12 protein-coding genes are annotated in these 15,895 nt (G+C 43.8%); 3 read left to right on the top strand and 9 right to left on the bottom strand.

What is annotated here, in order from left to right; translation table 11 throughout:
• Positions 1-165 precede the first annotated feature (165 nt).
• The gene (locus GOM48_RS01935; protein WP_235098024.1) at positions 166-2,799 is read right to left on the bottom strand and encodes a DEAD/DEAH box helicase family protein; all 2,634 of its coding nucleotides are present in this window, start codon (positions 2,797-2,799) and stop codon (positions 166-168) included.
• 135 nt (positions 2,800-2,934) lie between these two features.
• On the opposite strand from GOM48_RS01935, the gene GOM48_RS01930 reads away from it, so the two are divergent.
• Positions 2,935-3,552: a TVP38/TMEM64 family protein gene (locus tag GOM48_RS01930; protein ID WP_065371614.1), complete on the top strand. Its 618-nt coding sequence runs from the start codon at positions 2,935-2,937 to the stop codon at positions 3,550-3,552.
• Positions 3,553-3,598: 46 nt separating this feature from the next.
• Here the strand turns inward: GOM48_RS01930 and scrK are convergent, their stop codons facing one another.
• On the bottom strand, positions 3,599-4,486 hold the full coding sequence (gene scrK, locus GOM48_RS01925) for a fructokinase ScrK (RefSeq protein ID WP_009729856.1): 888 nt from the start codon (positions 4,484-4,486) through the stop codon (positions 3,599-3,601).
• A 158-nt stretch (positions 4,487-4,644) separates the two neighbouring features.
• On the bottom strand, positions 4,645-6,582 hold the full coding sequence (locus GOM48_RS01920; protein ID WP_235098022.1) for a sucrose-specific PTS transporter subunit IIBC: 1,938 nt from the start codon (positions 6,580-6,582) through the stop codon (positions 4,645-4,647).
• 377 nt (positions 6,583-6,959) lie between these two features.
• On the opposite strand from GOM48_RS01920, the gene GOM48_RS01915 reads away from it, so the two are divergent.
• On the top strand, positions 6,960-8,414 hold the full coding sequence (locus GOM48_RS01915; protein ID WP_235098020.1) for a sucrose-6-phosphate hydrolase: 1,455 nt from the start codon (positions 6,960-6,962) through the stop codon (positions 8,412-8,414).
• On the top strand, positions 8,395-9,360 hold the full coding sequence (locus GOM48_RS01910) for a LacI family DNA-binding transcriptional regulator (RefSeq protein WP_000225990.1): 966 nt from the start codon (positions 8,395-8,397) through the stop codon (positions 9,358-9,360). The genes GOM48_RS01915 and GOM48_RS01910 overlap by 20 nt, the downstream gene beginning before the upstream one ends.
• A gap of 35 nt (positions 9,361-9,395) precedes the next feature.
• Here the strand turns inward: GOM48_RS01910 and GOM48_RS01905 are convergent, their stop codons facing one another.
• The 6 genes from GOM48_RS01905 to GOM48_RS01880 all read right to left on the bottom strand — a co-directional run bounded on the left by GOM48_RS01905 (position 9,396) and on the right by GOM48_RS01880 (position 15,884).
• Complete coding sequence (locus GOM48_RS01905) at positions 9,396-10,670, bottom strand: hydroxymethylglutaryl-CoA reductase, degradative (protein WP_235098017.1); 1,275 nt, start codon at positions 10,668-10,670, stop codon at positions 9,396-9,398.
• Positions 10,670-11,842 (bottom strand): hydroxymethylglutaryl-CoA synthase, encoded by a 1,173-nt coding sequence (locus tag GOM48_RS01900; RefSeq protein ID WP_235098711.1) that lies wholly within the window; start codon positions 11,840-11,842, stop codon positions 10,670-10,672. The genes GOM48_RS01905 and GOM48_RS01900 overlap by 1 nt, the downstream gene beginning before the upstream one ends.
• Before the next feature lie 118 nt (positions 11,843-11,960).
• Positions 11,961-12,416: a threonine/serine exporter family protein gene (locus tag GOM48_RS01895; protein WP_131200896.1), complete on the bottom strand. Its 456-nt coding sequence runs from the start codon at positions 12,414-12,416 to the stop codon at positions 11,961-11,963.
• Between the two features lies 1 nt (position 12,417).
• Positions 12,418-13,176: a threonine/serine exporter family protein gene (locus GOM48_RS01890; RefSeq protein WP_000344526.1), complete on the bottom strand. Its 759-nt coding sequence runs from the start codon at positions 13,174-13,176 to the stop codon at positions 12,418-12,420.
• Positions 13,177-13,263: 87 nt separating this feature from the next.
• Positions 13,264-15,147: a Stk1 family PASTA domain-containing Ser/Thr kinase gene (pknB, locus tag GOM48_RS01885; RefSeq protein WP_235098015.1), complete on the bottom strand. Its 1,884-nt coding sequence runs from the start codon at positions 15,145-15,147 to the stop codon at positions 13,264-13,266.
• Complete coding sequence (locus GOM48_RS01880) at positions 15,144-15,884, bottom strand: Stp1/IreP family PP2C-type Ser/Thr phosphatase (protein ID WP_084946411.1); 741 nt, start codon at positions 15,882-15,884, stop codon at positions 15,144-15,146. The genes pknB and GOM48_RS01880 overlap by 4 nt, the downstream gene beginning before the upstream one ends.
• Positions 15,885-15,895 lie beyond the last annotated feature (11 nt).

The raw sequence follows: 15,895 nt of genomic DNA, 5'->3' as shown, positions 1-15,895 counted from the left end.
AGGAAAGACGACTATTCGAAAGCTCGAAGACCTTAAAACTTTCTCAGATAGATCATTCGAAGCTTAGAATACATATAAATTTATGTATTTCTTATCATTCTAAGCTTAGAATACATCTAAACTTTAGGAAATTCATATCTTCGAAACTTCGAATAGCTACCTACCCTACTCGAATCGGCTTTTAACCTTCTTCTTAGTCAAGATACGGTCGTTTTTGTTAGAGAGAGCTTTGATACGAGCTTCGAGAAGGGTTTTCCGTCCGGCCTCTGTTCGTGTGTAGACGAGGTGATAGCGTCCGATAGTTGGCCTCAGAAAGTCGAGGAATTTCTGTGCTTCTTCCTTCCGCTTCTCAAAAAGACTAGGCACGACATAGTAAGGTGACTGACCTTGTCGGACTTTCTCTGTCTTCAAGAGATAGCGCTGGTTGTCCACTGGAGCAAAGAATTCTCCCACAGTCTGCGCAAACAATTCCTTATCTCTCATACTACCTCCCTTGAGATAGGCGAAAACCAAATAATTTTCCTTATCCTCCTCTACCTGAACACGAGATTGGTCATCTGTTAGATGCCCCGAATCTAGCAGAGCCTTTCGGATCTGCTCACCCAGAGATTGCAAACGTTTATAGGGACTCTTATAGCAGAGGTAGCGCCAAGATGCAAAGGCCAAAAAGAGGAGACAAGCTGCTGTAAGCCACCAAACTCCAGTCAGTCTCATTCTAAACAACAAAACCAATAAATCCACTGCTAACAGCAGCAAAGACATGCGTACCCATTTTAATGCATCAAACTGGAGCATGATTGGAATTTTCTGTTTTTGAGTCGCAACTTCAGTGACAATCTCAAATTGATCTGCCACTACGAGAGAATCGTACCATTTTTTGCGCAAACCTGCTCGATCCTTGGATAACATCTTAATCCGTTCGTTATACTCTCTGATTTGCTTTTTCTTAAAAGGGGGCTTTGGAAAATCCAAACGATCCAAACCGGTCTCAATACTCTCCTGATTATAGGCCAGTCCAAGAAAATGTTCCATACGACGAGACAAGGTTTGCAGATCCTGATTGCTCTCTGGTCTTGGCTCCTCACCAGGAAGAGTGATGAGCGCCTGCGCTTGAACGGCTACCAGATGCCAGATGTTACTGGTCTTTTCTGGATGTCCCGGCCAGATACGAATGGCACGCCCCCGCATCTGGTTACTCAGCATAAAGCTCCCCACAAAGCTTCCGAGGATTAGGGAGTTGACACAAGGAGCATCCCACCCCTCTCCAAGGAGAGATTTAGTTCCGACTAGGACTTGAATCCGCCCTCGTTGAAAAAGCTCCGTCACCGCTGCTACGATTCCCTTAGCTGAGCTCGGAAAAACGACTTGTACATAATGCTTTTGATCCAAGTGACCAATAGACGAAAAACTGAGACGAACCTGAGGCAAGAGCTCCTTCAACTCTGATGCCACATCAGTAGGCAAAATAACGACACTACCTGACAAGACAGCCAAAGACACAGGTATCTCTTGCTCCTGAGCTTTTCGGCGAATGCTTTCAAAATAAGGGAGAACCCCCAACTGAGAAATGGTTGCATGATTATCTCCCAGATAGATTGAAAAATCTTTACGAATATAATCCGCCAAGACAAGTTGTCGCAAATCCTGTCCCATACTCTTATACTCAGTCAGAAAAATATCTGCAATACCAGACAATTTCCCCAGAGATTGGGTTAAAAGCTGGTCAGAAGCCTTAGACTTAACCAGATAAACCTGACGTTTTTCCACCAACCCACGCGCCTTCAACTCAGCCTCTAACTTTTTCCTATATCCATCTGGATCCTCGTACCAATCTGGAGTTTGATAGAGAACGCTCTGCAACAACAGCTCGAGCCAGTAGGAGTTCACCTGAGGCAGACGTTTCGCCCTCAAAAGATTCTCTAAAGAGTCAGGAATGGTCAAGCCTTGAGAATGCATATAGATCAAAATAGCCGACAAGTACTTAGGGTCTTCTAGTAGAACATCGGATGACATGTCTCCTTTGAGTACCTTTGAACCTGACACTAGAGCTTGAAAGTCAGGATTGACCAAAAGCTGATGGATATACTCCCACTTTCTATCTTCAAACTGCCTGAGGTGTTCCGACTCTTCAGCTGTTGGTGAACAGATATAAACAAAATCCTGATGAGGACAGAGGGTGTCTTCCTTGACTAGTTCAGGTACCGTAATTTCTTGGTCAATTTCCCCACACATACGGATATAGCGTTCCCAGAGTTCAGGCTCGCTGTCATAAGGTGGTGTCGCTGTCAGGGAGACGACTTGCAACTGTCCATACTGCTTGCGAAAGGTTTCCAGACTTTTCCACCATTCATTGCGCAGGTGGTGGCATTCGTCCAAGCAAAGAGTAGCAACTTTCTGAGCTCTTAGACTTGCAAGCAAATCAAACCCCACAAAATCCTCTGCTTCTCCATCTTCTTGTGATTGCAATTGGTTCATGGCGCTATGAAAAGCCTGATAGGTCACAATCGTTAATGCCTTCATCTCCTTTAAGTTTTGGGAAACGAGGTCTGAAAGCATCTGACCATCCTCTAGAAAAGCATCTTGGATTCTATCTACCCATTGTTCACGAATGGTGACAGTCGGAACTAAGATGAGGGCTGGGTTGCCAAAACGAGCGATTAGCTCGATACCAATGGTTGTCTTTCCAGACCCTGGAGCAGCTACTAGATGAACATGGCCATCTGTTTGATAGTTCTGAAAACGATCTAAGACTTCCTTTTGGTACTTTCTCCATCTTCCTTTAAATTTTAAATCTAACATTTCTTTCACCATTATATCTCTTGACTTACTCCTTTAATTGTACCACACTTATATAAAAAGCAAGATAAGGAATCAAATTAGTCTTTATAAGAAAAATATGGTATAGTAGAACCATACTATCTATAAGGAGTTTCTATGTCACAGCATAAGCAAATGAAAGCTGTTTCTCCCCTTCTACAGCAAGTCATCAATATTTCGTCTATCGTCGGGGGAGTCGGCACCCTGATTTTCTGTATTTGGGCCTATCAGGCTGGAGTTTTACAGTCCAAAGAAACCCTATCAGCCTTTATCCAGCAAGCTGGGGTTTGGGGGCCACCACTCTTTATCTTTTTACAAATCCTACAAACCGTTGTTCCGATCATTCCGGGAGCTTTGACCTCAGTGGCTGGGGTCTTTATTTACGGACACATCATCGGAACTATCTATAACTATATCGGCATCGTGATTGGCTGTGCCATTATCTTTTACCTCGTGCGACTCTATGGAGCTGCCTTTGTCCAGTCGGTCGTCAGCAAGCGCACCTATGACAAGTACATCGGTTGGCTAGATAAGGGCAATCGTTTCGAGCGGTTCTTTATCTTTATGATGATCTGGCCTGTCAGTCCGGCTGACTTTCTCTGCATGCTGGCTGCCCTTACCAAGATGACCTTCAAACGCTATATGATTATCATCGTTTTGACCAAGCCCTTTACCCTAGTGGTTTATACTTATGGTTTGACCTATATTATTGATTTCTTCTGGCAGATGTTTTGAGAATAGAAAAATCCGTTTGGTTTCCCAAGCGGATTTTTTGTTTGTTTTATTTTGCGACACTCTTAGCAAGGACAAAGTTTCCAAGTGTGGCAGAACCATTGCCTGCGACTGCTGGAGTGACAATGTAGTCACGCACATCTGGTACTGGTAGGTAACCATTTAGAAGAGCTGTAAATTTCTCACGCACACGGTCCAGCATGTGTTGTTGGGCCATAACCCCACCACCAAAGACGATCACGTCGGGACGGAAAGTCACTGTAGCATTGACCGCAGCTTGAGCGATATAGTAGGCTTGAACGTCCCAGACAGAGCTGTTGAGTTCAATATTTTCACCGCGAACACCTGTACGAGCTTCCAAACTTGGTCCAGCTGCAAAGCCTTCCAAACATCCCTTGTGGAAAGGACAAACCCCATTAAATTCTTTTTCTACATCCATTGGGTGTTTAGCCACATAGTAGTGACCCATCTCAGGGTGACCGACACCACCGATAAACTCACCACGTTGGATAACACCTGCACCGATCCCTGTACCGATCGTGTAGTAAACCAAGTTTTCGATACGGCCACCAGCATTGTTACGAGCAACTACTTCACCATAGGCAGAGCTGTTTACGTCGGTTGTGAAATACATGGGTACGTTGAGGGCACGACGAAGGGCACCAAGTAGGTCTACATTTGCCCAGTGAGGTTTTGGAGTCGTTGTGATAAAGCCATAGGTTTTTGAGTTTTTGTCGATATCAATGGGACCGAAGGAACCGATGGCAAGGCCTGCAAGATTATCGAATTTTGAAAAGAATTCGATGGTTTTATCGATCGTCTCGATAGGAGTTGTTGTAGGAAATTGTGTTTTTTCTACAATGTTAAAATTTTCATCTCCGACAGCACAGACGAACTTTGTACCGCCCGCTTCTAAGCTTCCATATAATTTTGTCATGATAAACCTCTTATCTTTGTTTTCTCTATTATAGCACATTTTAAAGAGCTAGATTTCTCAATATTTTAGATTTTCCTCTGTAAATCTTACCATCCAAGTAAAAACGAACAAACATGATATTTGTTCGTTTTGTTTTTAGATTTGATTTTTGAAGAGGACTAGGCTTTCACTTCGATGATAGCGTCACCCTTGACAACTGAACCGCTTGCGACTGGTGTCACAGAAGCGTAGTCTGCTGTGTTGGTTACGATAACCATTGTTGTGTCGTCAAGACCTGCAGCAGCGATTTTGCTTGAATCAAAGGTTCCGAGAACATCACCAGCTTTGACCTTGTCGCCTTGAGCAACCTTTTGTTCAAAACCTTCACCATTCATAGATACAGTATCGATACCAACGTGGATCAAGATCTCAGCTCCATTTGCTGTCTTCAAACCGTAAGCATGTCCTGTGGCAAAGGCGATCGATACTTCTGCATCAGCTGGTGCGTAAACCACGCCTTGGCTTGGTTTCACTGCGATTCCTTGTCCCATTGCACCACTTGAAAAGACTGGATCGTTAACATTCTCAAGGGCAACTACATCACCAACGATAGGAGTTACAAGTGTTTCATTTTGAAGAGTATCAGACTCTTCCACTACTGGCGCTTCTACTGTAGTTTCAGCAACTGTTTCTGCAGTTGCCGTTGCGGCTTCATCAGCAAAGACACCTGCTGCTTTTGTTTTACCATAGAAATAAGTCAAGGCAAAAGCTGTGGCAAATGAAATCACTTCTGCAACTACATACATAGGGATTGAACCTGCTTTAATAGATAGGAATCCGATAAATCCAGCTGCTCCCAAAGAAACAGCAATGACATGGGTCAAGCCTGCAACAAAGGCACCGACTGCTGAACCAGCAAGAGCACAGAAGAATGGGAATTTGTATTTCAAGTTCACCCCAAATAGGGCAGGCTCAGTAATACCAAGGAAAGCAGAGACAGCTGCAGAACTTGACAAGCCTTTAGTTTTAGCATTTTTAGTCAAGAAGTAGATAGCAAGAGTGGCTGCACCTTGCGCAACGTTTGCCATTGAAGCAACAACAAAGATGTAGTCACCAAATCCAGTACCGTTATTATTGTATGCCGACAATAACTGTGTTTCAATAGCAGGGAATGATTGGTGAAGCCCTGTCATAACAATCAATGAATATGTTCCACCAAAGAGCCCCATACCAAATGCACCTGTAGTATTGTATAACCATACAATAGCATTAGTAATGGCATCAGAAACCACCAACATCACAGGACCAATAACTGTAAAAGTTAGGAATCCTGTAATCATAACTGATAAAAGCGGTGTGAAAGTAAAGTCAACTGCAGATGGCAATTTTTTGTGGAAGAATTTTTCTAAAGTTGCCAACAACCAGACAGCCACAAGAACTGGAATAACTTGGTAAGCGTAGTTTGTTTGTGTAACATGGTAACCTAAAATATCCCAAAAAGCTTCTTTACCACCTAAATCTGGTGTGGTCATAATCATACCAATAGCTGCACCAAGGAATTGGTTTGCTCCAAAGCGTTTAGCTGCTGAAATACCTACCAAAACAGGCAAGAACATAAATGGAGCAGCAGACATCAATTGAATCATCGCTGAAATCCCTTTGATAGCAGGGTACATGTCTTCAATTGATTGAGGTCCAAATAAGTCTGGTGATGTCAAGAAGTTACGCAATGCCATCAAAAGACCACCTGCAACCAATGCAGGAATAATTGGAACGAAGATATCTGACAAAAGCTTAATCAAATCCATCAATGGATTAAATTTTTTGTCTTTATTCGCAATCTCTTTTAAATCATCTGTGGAAGCTTCTTTCAAACCTGTTTTTTTGATAATTTCTGCATATACAAAGTTAACATCTCCGGGACCAATAATAATTTGGTATTGTCCGTTTGTGCTAAATGTACCTTTAATATCAGCATTGTTATCTAGAGCTGCTTGGTTCACTTTTGCTTCATCTTTTAATACCAGACGAAGGCGGGTCGCACAATGTGCTGCAGCTACAAGATTCTCTTTACCAACAGCCTCAATGACCTCGGTAGCAACTTTACTATAATCCATAGCAAAAATCTCCTTATAAAATTTTGTTCTTGTTTGAAAGCGATTTTATTCGCCCTACGACTATTATTTTATCACGTTTCTAAAATATGTCAAGCGTTTTGCAGATTTTTTATTTTCTTTCTTTTACTCCTGATTATTCTTGCTCGTTTTTGAGGGATATTTTCTTTTTCCTCAAAAAAATATCTTTATATTAGAGGATTCAAAGCTTTTTATTTACATTTTCTTTCATTTTTTCGTGAAAATTTGCCAGATTTCCTTCGCTTGGTTTCTGGCAATCGTTTGACATATTTTTCTCTTTTTTAACATAAAAGACTTGCTTTTTTTGCCGAAAACGTTTACTATTAATAATAGAATAGAACTTATGGAGGAAAGATAAAATGGAATGGACAACTGAGCGCCGTTATAGACGCTATGAAGACTGGTCTAATGATGAAATCAAGCAAATCGAGGAAAAGATGGCACAATCTCCTTGGCATACTCGTTACCATGTCGAGCCTAAAACAGGGCTTCTCAATGATCCAAATGGCTTTTCTTATTTCAATGGCAAATGGATTCTCTTTTACCAGAACTTCCCCTTTGGTGCAGCCCATGGGTTGAAGTCTTGGGTGCAGCTTGAAAGTGATGATTTAGTGCACTTTACAGAAACTGGAGTCAAAGTTTTGCCAGATACTCCATTAGATAGCCACGGTGCCTATTCTGGTTCTGCCATGCAGTTTGGCGATCAGTTGTTCCTATTTTATACTGGAAATGTCCGTGATGAAAATTGGATCCGTCACCCTTACCAGATTGGGGCTTTGATGGATAAGGAGGGCAAGATTACAAAGATTGACAAGATCTTGATTGACCAGCCAGCAGACTCTACTGACCACTTCCGCGATCCGCAAATTTTTAACTTTAAGGGACAATATTATGCTATCGTCGGCGGACAGGACTTGGAGAAAAAAGGCTTTGTTCGCCTCTACAAGGCCGTGGGCAATGACTACACAAACTGGCAAGCAGTTGGCGACCTTGACTTTGCTAACGACCGTACTGCCTACATGATGGAATGCCCAAATCTGATCTTTGTAGGGGAGCAACCTGTCCTTCTCTACTGCCCACAAGGATTGGATAAGGCTGTTCTAGACTATGACAATATCTATCCAAACATGTACAAAATTGGGGCTTCCTTTGATCCTGAAAATGCCAAAATAGTCGATGTGTCACCCCTTCACAACCTAGACTACGGCTTTGAAGCCTATGCAACTCAAGCATTCAACGCTCCAGATGGACGTGCACTAGCAGTAAGTTGGCTTGGGTTACCAGATGTTTCTTACCCATCTGACCGTTTTGATCACCAAGGAACCTTCTCATTGGTCAAAGAACTCACTATCAAAGATGGCAAACTCTACCAATATCCTGTCTCAGCCGTCAAAGAACTCCGTTCCTCTGAAGAGGTCTTCTCAAATCGGACTCAAACCAATAACACCTATGAACTCGAGCTCAACTTGGAGGCCAATAGCCAAAGCGAGATTGTCTTGCTCGCTGACAAGGAAGGCAAGGGGCTTTCAATCACCTTTGACCTTGTCAATGGACAAGTGACAGTGGATCGTAGTCAGGCTGGTGAACAGTACGCCCAAGAATTTGGTACGACTCGTTCTTGCCCTATCGATAACCAAGCTACAACCGCCACTATCTTCATCGACAAGTCGGTCTTTGAAATTTTCATCAATAAAGGAGAAAAAGTATTTTCTGGTCGTGTCTTCCCACATGCGGACCAAAACGGTATCCTGATCAAGTCTGGAAACCCAACTGGAACTTACTATGAATTAGATTATGGTCGCAAAACTAACTGATGTCGCAAAACTTGCAGGCGTCAGCCCTACTACCGTCTCACGGGTCATCAATAAAAAGGGTTACCTATCTGAGAAAACCATTCAAAAGGTTAATGAAGCCATGCGAGAATTGGGCTATAAACCCAACAACCTGGCTCGAAGCCTCCAAGGAAAATCTGCCAAGTTGATTGGACTTATTTTTCCAAACATCAGTCATGTCTTTTATGCGGAGTTGATTGACAAGTTGGAACACCAACTCTTCAAAAATGGCTACAAGACCATCATCTGTAACAGCGAACATGATTCTGAAAAAGAACGTGAGTACATTGAAATGCTGGAGGCCAATCAGGTAGACGGTATCATCTCAGGAAGTCACAATCTCGGAATTGAAGACTACAATCGTGTGACAGCACCGATCATTTCCTTTGACCGGAACCTATCACCAGACATACCTGTCGTCTCCTCTGATAACTACGGTGGCGGGGTTCTCGCAGCCCAAACCTTGGTCAAGACAGGAGCTCAGTCTATCATCATGATTACAGGAAATGACAACTCTAACTCACCGACTGGACTGCGCCATGCTGGCTTTGCCTCTGTTCTCCCAAAAGCGCCTATTATCAATGTTTCCAGTGACTTTTCGCCCGTCAGAAAAGAAATGGAAATCAAGAACATCTTGACCCATCAGAAACCAGATGCTATCTTTGCTTCGGATGATTTGACAGCCATTCTGGTTATCAAAATTGCTCAAGAGCTGGGGATTTCTGTTCCTGATGAGCTCAAGGTCATCGGCTATGATGGGACCTACTTTATCGAGAACTACTATCCTCACCTGACAACGATTAAGCAGCCTATGAAGGAGATTGCCCACCTCACTGTCGATCTTCTCCTGCAGAAGATTGAAGGCAAGGAAGTCGCGACAACTGGTTACTTCTTACCAGTCACCCTATTACCAGGAAAAAGTATTTAAACACAAGAAAACTCAGACCAATTCGTCTGAGTTTTTTACGATCTTAAGTTTTCTAGATAGCGCTGGGCTGTCTCTAAGTTGAAAGTTTTATCAGCGATGAGGCGCTCAACTAAGGGAGCAACCTCGGACTCACTAGCACCGGCTAGGAGAGCTAGGGATTTGGCCTGTAATTTCATGTGACCTTGCTGGATTCCTGTACTCACCAAGGCTTTGAGGGCCGCAAAGTTTTGGGCAAGACCGATGGAAACGATAATCTGAGCTAATTCTTTGGCTGAAGGATTTCCCAGTAGTTCATGACTGAGGGCTACACGTGGGTTGAGTCCGATAGAGCCGCCCTTGGTCGCTACGGGCATGGGTAGGGTCATCTCACCGACCAATTCTTCTCTTTCCATGTCCAGCGTCCATTGACTAAGACCTTGATAGTGTCCATCTCGACTGGCAAAGGCATGGGCCCCGGCTTCGATGGCACGCCAGTCATTACCAGTGGCAATCAAAATGGCATCAATACCGTTAAAAATCCCTTTATTATGGGTAGCTGCTCGGTAAGGATCAGCCTGCGCAAACTGGCTAGCCAAGGCCATTTTCTCCGCAATTTCTCGTCCTTGGTCCCTTTGAGGGCTCAAGTAGCGAAAGGCGATACGACAGTTTGCAGTCACCAGAGAATCGGTCGCGTAATTGGACAGGATCCCCATAAGGCTCTGTCCTTGACTGAGTTCTTCTAAGACTGGTTTCAAAGCTTCCAGCATGGTGTTGAGCATATTGGCTCCCATGGCTTCCTGGGTATCAACATGGAGATAAACAACGAGAAAGTCTGTTTCACCTTTGATCTGCTCTACATGCAAATCACGCGCCCCACCTCCACGTTTAACGATGGACGGATAGGCTTGATTGGCAAGTTCCAAGAGCTCAGCCTTCTTGCTGGCAATTTTCTCCTGCGCTAGATCTGGATCAGCAACTTGATAAAGGGCTACCTGACCAATCATCTGGCGCTCATGTACTTGAGCAGTAAAGCCACCTGCTCTCTTGATGATTTTGCTGGCATAACTAGCCGCAGCAACCACTGAGGGTTCTTCTGTCACATAAGGAACTGTGTAGTCCTGACCGTTCACCAAAAGTTCTGGAATGATAGAATAAGGCAGAGAAAAAGTTCCCACCACATTCTCACTCAGCTGGTCTGCAACAGTCAAGCTAATTTGTTCATCCTGCTCCAGACTCGTTTGCTTTTCAGGACTAAGGAGCGCCTGAGCTTTCAGCAACTCAAGGCGCTCATGGTATGATTTTTTAGAAAATCCATTCCAACTTAACTTCATTATTTTTCAACCTTGCTATAACGGCGTTGGTGGTCGAGAATTTCAACCAAGGCATAGTCTTGATGTTCATAGCCTGCAAATTGGGCTGAACCAGATTCATCCAACTGCAATTCTTCGAAGAAGACTTTTTCATAGTCTGCAACAGACAATGCTGTACGTTGCTTGAGTTTGCTCAAGCGATCCTTATCAAGGTAAGCCTCATAGCCTTCGACCAATTCACCACTAAAGAACTCTGAAACCGCTCCACTTCCGTAACTGTAGAGGGCAATTTTATCTCCAGCCTTCAGAGTCTCTGCATTTTCCAAAAGGGAGAGGAGGCCGAGGAAGAGAGAACCTGTGTAGATATTCCCAATCATCTGACTATAGAGAATGGACTTATCAAAGTTTTCTTGCAAACTATCCTGTTTTTCTTTAGACAAAGTTTTGTCCATCATCTTGCGCAAGCCTTTTAGGGCCAACTTAGGATAAGGCAAGTGGAAGCAGATAGCCGCAAAGTCATCCATAGTCCAATCGTAGCGTTTCTTGTATTCATCCCAAGTCGTTGTCAGGCAATCAAGATACTGTTGGGTCGAGTACATGCCGTTTACATAAGGAGTGCTCGAGTAGTTCGGACGCCAGAAATCCATGATGTCGCGTGTTTGAGCAACGTTATCATTGTTAAAGGCCATGATGCGCGGATTTTGGGTGATCAACATCGCCACACTTCCAGCACCCTGAGTTGGCTCACCTGGAGTTCCCACACCATACTTGGCAATATCACTGGCAATGACCAAAACCTTAGACTCTGGAGAATTCTCCACATGCAATTTAGCATAATGAAGAGCAGCTGTTGCTCCATAGCAGGCTTCTTTGATTTCAAAGCTACGGGCAAAAGGCTGAATGCCTAATAGGCCATGAACAAAGACTGCCGCTGCCTTACTCTGGTCAATCCCTGACTCGGTCGCCACGATGACCATATCGATTTCTTCTTTTTCTTTGTCTGTCAAAATAGAGTTGCTTGCACTAGCTGCCAAGGTAACAATATCCTCAGTCAGTGGCGCAATACTAATTTCATTTAACAAGAGTCCCTTGCTAAATTTTTCGGGGTCAACTCCCCTCGCTTCTGCTAGGTCTTGTAATTTCAAGACATATTGACTGGTCGCAAAACCAATCTTATCAATACCGATTGTCATATTTACCTCTGTTTTTTCATTCATTGTAAAAAATCGTTTCATTCTATTTTATCACAAATAGGGGCAAAAGAGAGAAAAAAGACTTGATTCACCAAATCAAGTCTTTGCTTTAACAGCATCAAGAGGATATTCCTCGTTGTTTTCGGATGTAGTAATAAAGCTTTAGAATTACCGTTCCACTTGCCATTCCAATAGAAATAACGAGGGCTAACATAACCACCAAAGTCGCGCTGGCAAGGGCATGACTGTAATCGCCTGTCACAAAGAAAGCTGTCGTCCGATAGGATAGATAACCTGGCACCAAGGGGGCAAGAATGGCCAAGACAAAAACCACTGCTGGTGTCTTATAGACAATACTTAAAATCTGGCTGATGCAAGAGCCAATTACTGCTGCGATAAAGGTCGCAACAATAACATTGGTCGGTTCTTTGAGTACGAGATAGAGGAGCCAGACACCCATTCCCAGAACACCACCAGGCAGAAGCATGGAGCGTTGGACATTCAGTACGATTAGAAAGTTGATAATGGCGAGCAAACTTGCCACCGCTTGGAGTAAAATACTTGTTAGAGTCATCTTATGTCATCAAAACCAGGGCGACAGAGGTGCCGGCCCCTAAAGCGAGGGTAATGAGCAGGGATTCAAACATCTTGCTCATACCAGAGTTGATATGGTTGGTCATGATATCTCGAACCGCATTTGTCAGAGCAATCCCTGGAACAAAGGGCATGACGGCTCCTGCTATGATTAGGTCTGCCGTCGAAGGAAATCCAGTATAGCGAGCCCAGAACTGGGCAATCAAGCCAAAAACAAAGGCACCTGCAAAAGCTGTTACAAAAGGAATGCGGATAAACTTCTCGACATAGAGAGAGAAGGCAAAACCAAACAAAGTCGCAACGCCTGCTCCAAAAGCATCATAGACATTGCCGCCAAACATAATCGAGAAGAAAGGGGCGCTGAGGGTTGCTGCTACAGTCACTTGGAGCTTGCTATAAGGAAGAGCTTGATTTCTGATTTCCTTCAGCTTTTTAAAAGCTGTAGAAAGATCAATCTGGCCACCCACAAGTTCTCGTGATACTTGGTTGACATCACAGACTTTTTCGATGTTATAGGAGGATGACGTCACCCGTTTCATACGAGAAATATTGGTGTTTTCAATCGAAAAGAAAATAGCCGCGGGCATGGCAAGAACATTGCAATCCACTATTCCCTGTGAATGGGCAATGCGAATCATGGTGTCCTCAACCCGATGAATCTCCGAACCACTTTTCAAGAGAATGGTTCCAGCTAGCATAATCACATCAATGACAGCATTTAACTCTTTTGATTCGTCCATTTTCTACTCCTATTTTCTACTCCCTTTATTCTATCACAAAAGTTCATGAAAAAAAATCTTTGTCATGAAATCATGACAAAGATTGGGTTAATTTCGTTCATTGCTTGACGTTCTACCGCCATCTGAAGAATCCGTTGTAGGGTTGCTACCTTGATTGTTACTCTGTGAAGGCGTCGTGTCTGTTCCTGAATTTCCGTGTTGAGACGAACTTGATGAAGAAGGAAGTGGTTTTGGTTTATAAATAGAAATCTTAACACGTGTTTTATTGAGATCTACCTTTTCTCCAGATTTAGGGTCCTGACTAACAACTGTTCCTGCAGTAGTTCCTTCAGGAGCAGTTGATACTTCCACAACTTCGATATTGGCCTCTTTTACACCAACAATCTGAGTCAAATTGTTCTTAGTAAATTCAAGACTTGAACCAATGTAACTTGGCATCGAAACGCTGGTCACCTTCTTAGCAACTGTCAATACAATACTTGTTGCCTTTGTTAGGTCGTAAGTGCTTCCTGCAGCTGGGGTTTGCCTAATGACTGTTCCTGGATCGCTTTCGCTAGATTCCTCTTCCTCGATCTTGATAAGATTTTCTGGAACCTTTTTCTCTTTGAGCTCTGCGACAACATCCGAGGACTTACGTCCTACATAGTTACTTAGTTGGAAGGATTGCTTACCTGATGAAACGATTAGATTTACTTTGCTTCCTTCTTTTCGACCGCTTCTAGCTTCTGGATCTGTTCGAATGACGCGACCTTCGGCTACTGTGTCGCTGGCCTCGGTCTTTTCTTCACCTACTTCAAAATTAGCTTTCTTCAGTGTTTCTTTAGCTTCAGCAACTGTCTGTCCCGATACATCTGGAATAGCAATAGTCGCTGGAGTTCGGGAGAAGATCCAAATCAAAGAGGCTGCAACTAGCAAGGCACTGGCCAGTAAAATCATATAGCGAGCTTTAAACTTCCGTTTTTTCGCTGGTTTTGGTACTGGTGCTTCAGCTACCACCTGCTGAGTCTGCTGTTTTGATTGAGGTCGCTCTAATTGTGGCTTAGCCTTCGGAATAGAGGTCAGAGTGCTTTGTGGAACTTTAGGCAAGGTCTTGGTATCAACCTTGCTTGCCTCATCAAAGACTAGCTTTGGTTCTCTCCTGCGATTGTGAGACAAACAACTCGACAAGTCCACATACATTTCTGATACGGACTGATAGCGATCTGTCAATTTCTTGGCCGTTGCCTTGATAACGACATTTTCCAAAGCTTGCGGTACTGCTGGATTCTCAGCAATAACAGATGGGAGTGGTTTTTGGAAATGCTGGAGGGCGATAGTCACTGCACTGTCCCCATCATAAGGAATATGTCCAGTCAACATTTCATAGAAAATAATCCCCATAGCATAGATGTCACTCTGCACAGTTGCCTTGGAACCACGCGCCTGCTCAGGTGAGAGATAGTGGACTGAACCGAGCATGGAGTTAGTCTGTGTCAGACTGGTCTCTGCAAAAGCTACGGCAATCCCAAAGTCTGTAACTTTGGCAGTTCCATCTGGTGTCAATAGGATATTTTGAGGTTTCAAATCTCGGTGGATAATCCCTCTCGTATGCGCCAGACGCATGGCCAAGAGAATCTGTCCCATAATACGGACGGCTTCTTCATTTGAGAGAGGGGAATGTTCTTTGATATAACGTTTGAGGTCAAGCCCTGCCACATACTCCATAGCTAGATACTGCTGACCGTCTTCCTCACCGATATCTGTTATTCGAACGATATGGGGATGATCCAGATCCGCCATGGCTCTCGCTTCACGTTGAAAACGTGCCACAGCAATCGGATCTGTCTGATAGTTAGTCCTCAGGACCTTAACCGCCACTTCTTCCCCGTCTAGGATCAAATCCTTGGCCAAGTAAACATCCGCCATGCCTCCTCGACCAATCTGTTTGATAATCCGATATCGTCCGGCAAAAATCTTGCCGATCTGGATCATTCTACTTCCTCCTCATTCATGTGAACAAGGGCAACCGTGATATTGTCTAAACCACCTGCATTGTTGGCAAAACGAATCAAAGTTGCCGCCTTGTCTGCCAAGGAAATATCACTTGTTACAATATCGTAGATATCGCTTCCTGAGATCATATTGGTCAAGCCGTCACTGTTGAGCAAGAGGTAGTCTCCTGACTCTAGGCTAACCATGCCAAAATCTGGTTGAATTTCATCTTTTTGCCCAATGGATTGGGTAATGATATTTTTCTGCGGATGAATTTCTGCCTCCTCTGGAGTTAGCTGGCCAGCCTTTAGCAGAGCATTAACCAAAGAATGATCACTTGTGAGCTGGCGATAATCTTCACCACGGATCAAACCGATACGAGAATCACCGATATGGGCATAAATAGCTTGATTTCCAATAATGGCTACTGCTTCAAGCGTTGTTCCCATCCCCTTATAGGCTTCGTCTTTCCCCATCTGATGAATTTTTTGATTTTCAAGTTCCAGATAGTGGGCAAACCATTCACGGACCTCATTGACGGTGTCGATTTGGGTATCAACCCAAGCCACGCCTAGGTCTGTTACCGCCATCTCACTAGCGATATTGCCTGCACGGTGTCCTCCCATCCCGTCAGCTAAGAGGATCATGGTGCGCCCTGCTCGGTTGACAAAGTGATTGACATAGTCTTGGTTATTTGTTCGTTTCTGACCAACATCTGTTAATAATGCTATTTCCATTGTGTCAGTTC

This window comes from Streptococcus oralis, assembly GCF_021497885.1.
Classification (GTDB): domain Bacteria; phylum Bacillota; class Bacilli; order Lactobacillales; family Streptococcaceae; genus Streptococcus; species Streptococcus oralis_BQ.
Note: the sequence above shows the minus strand (reverse complement) of the source record. Positions and strands in the feature narration are given on the sequence as shown.

Excerpts from the sequence above, each read along its gene's own strand:
- GOM48_RS01935 (WP_235098024.1), bottom strand. The coding sequence starts at position 2,799 with ATGTTAGATTTAAAATTTAAAGGAAGATGGAGAAAGTACCAAAAGGAA.
- GOM48_RS01930 (WP_065371614.1), top strand. The coding sequence starts at position 2,935 with ATGTCACAGCATAAGCAAATGAAAGCTGTTTCTCCCCTTCTACAGCAA.
- scrK (WP_009729856.1), bottom strand. The coding sequence starts at position 4,486 with ATGACAAAATTATATGGAAGCTTAGAAGCGGGCGGTACAAAGTTCGTC.
- GOM48_RS01920 (WP_235098022.1), bottom strand. The coding sequence starts at position 6,582 with ATGGATTATAGTAAAGTTGCTACCGAGGTCATTGAGGCTGTTGGTAAA.
- GOM48_RS01915 (WP_235098020.1), top strand. The coding sequence starts at position 6,960 with ATGGAATGGACAACTGAGCGCCGTTATAGACGCTATGAAGACTGGTCT.
- GOM48_RS01910 (WP_000225990.1), top strand. The coding sequence starts at position 8,395 with ATGGTCGCAAAACTAACTGATGTCGCAAAACTTGCAGGCGTCAGCCCT.
- GOM48_RS01905 (WP_235098017.1), bottom strand. The coding sequence starts at position 10,670 with ATGAAGTTAAGTTGGAATGGATTTTCTAAAAAATCATACCATGAGCGC.
- GOM48_RS01900 (WP_235098711.1), bottom strand. The coding sequence starts at position 11,842 with ATGACAATCGGTATTGATAAGATTGGTTTTGCGACCAGTCAATATGTC.
- GOM48_RS01895 (WP_131200896.1), bottom strand. The coding sequence starts at position 12,416 with ATGACTCTAACAAGTATTTTACTCCAAGCGGTGGCAAGTTTGCTCGCC.
- GOM48_RS01890 (WP_000344526.1), bottom strand. The coding sequence starts at position 13,176 with ATGGACGAATCAAAAGAGTTAAATGCTGTCATTGATGTGATTATGCTA.
- pknB (WP_235098015.1), bottom strand. The coding sequence starts at position 15,147 with ATGATCCAGATCGGCAAGATTTTTGCCGGACGATATCGGATTATCAAA.
- GOM48_RS01880 (WP_084946411.1), bottom strand. The coding sequence starts at position 15,884 with ATGGAAATAGCATTATTAACAGATGTTGGTCAGAAACGAACAAATAAC.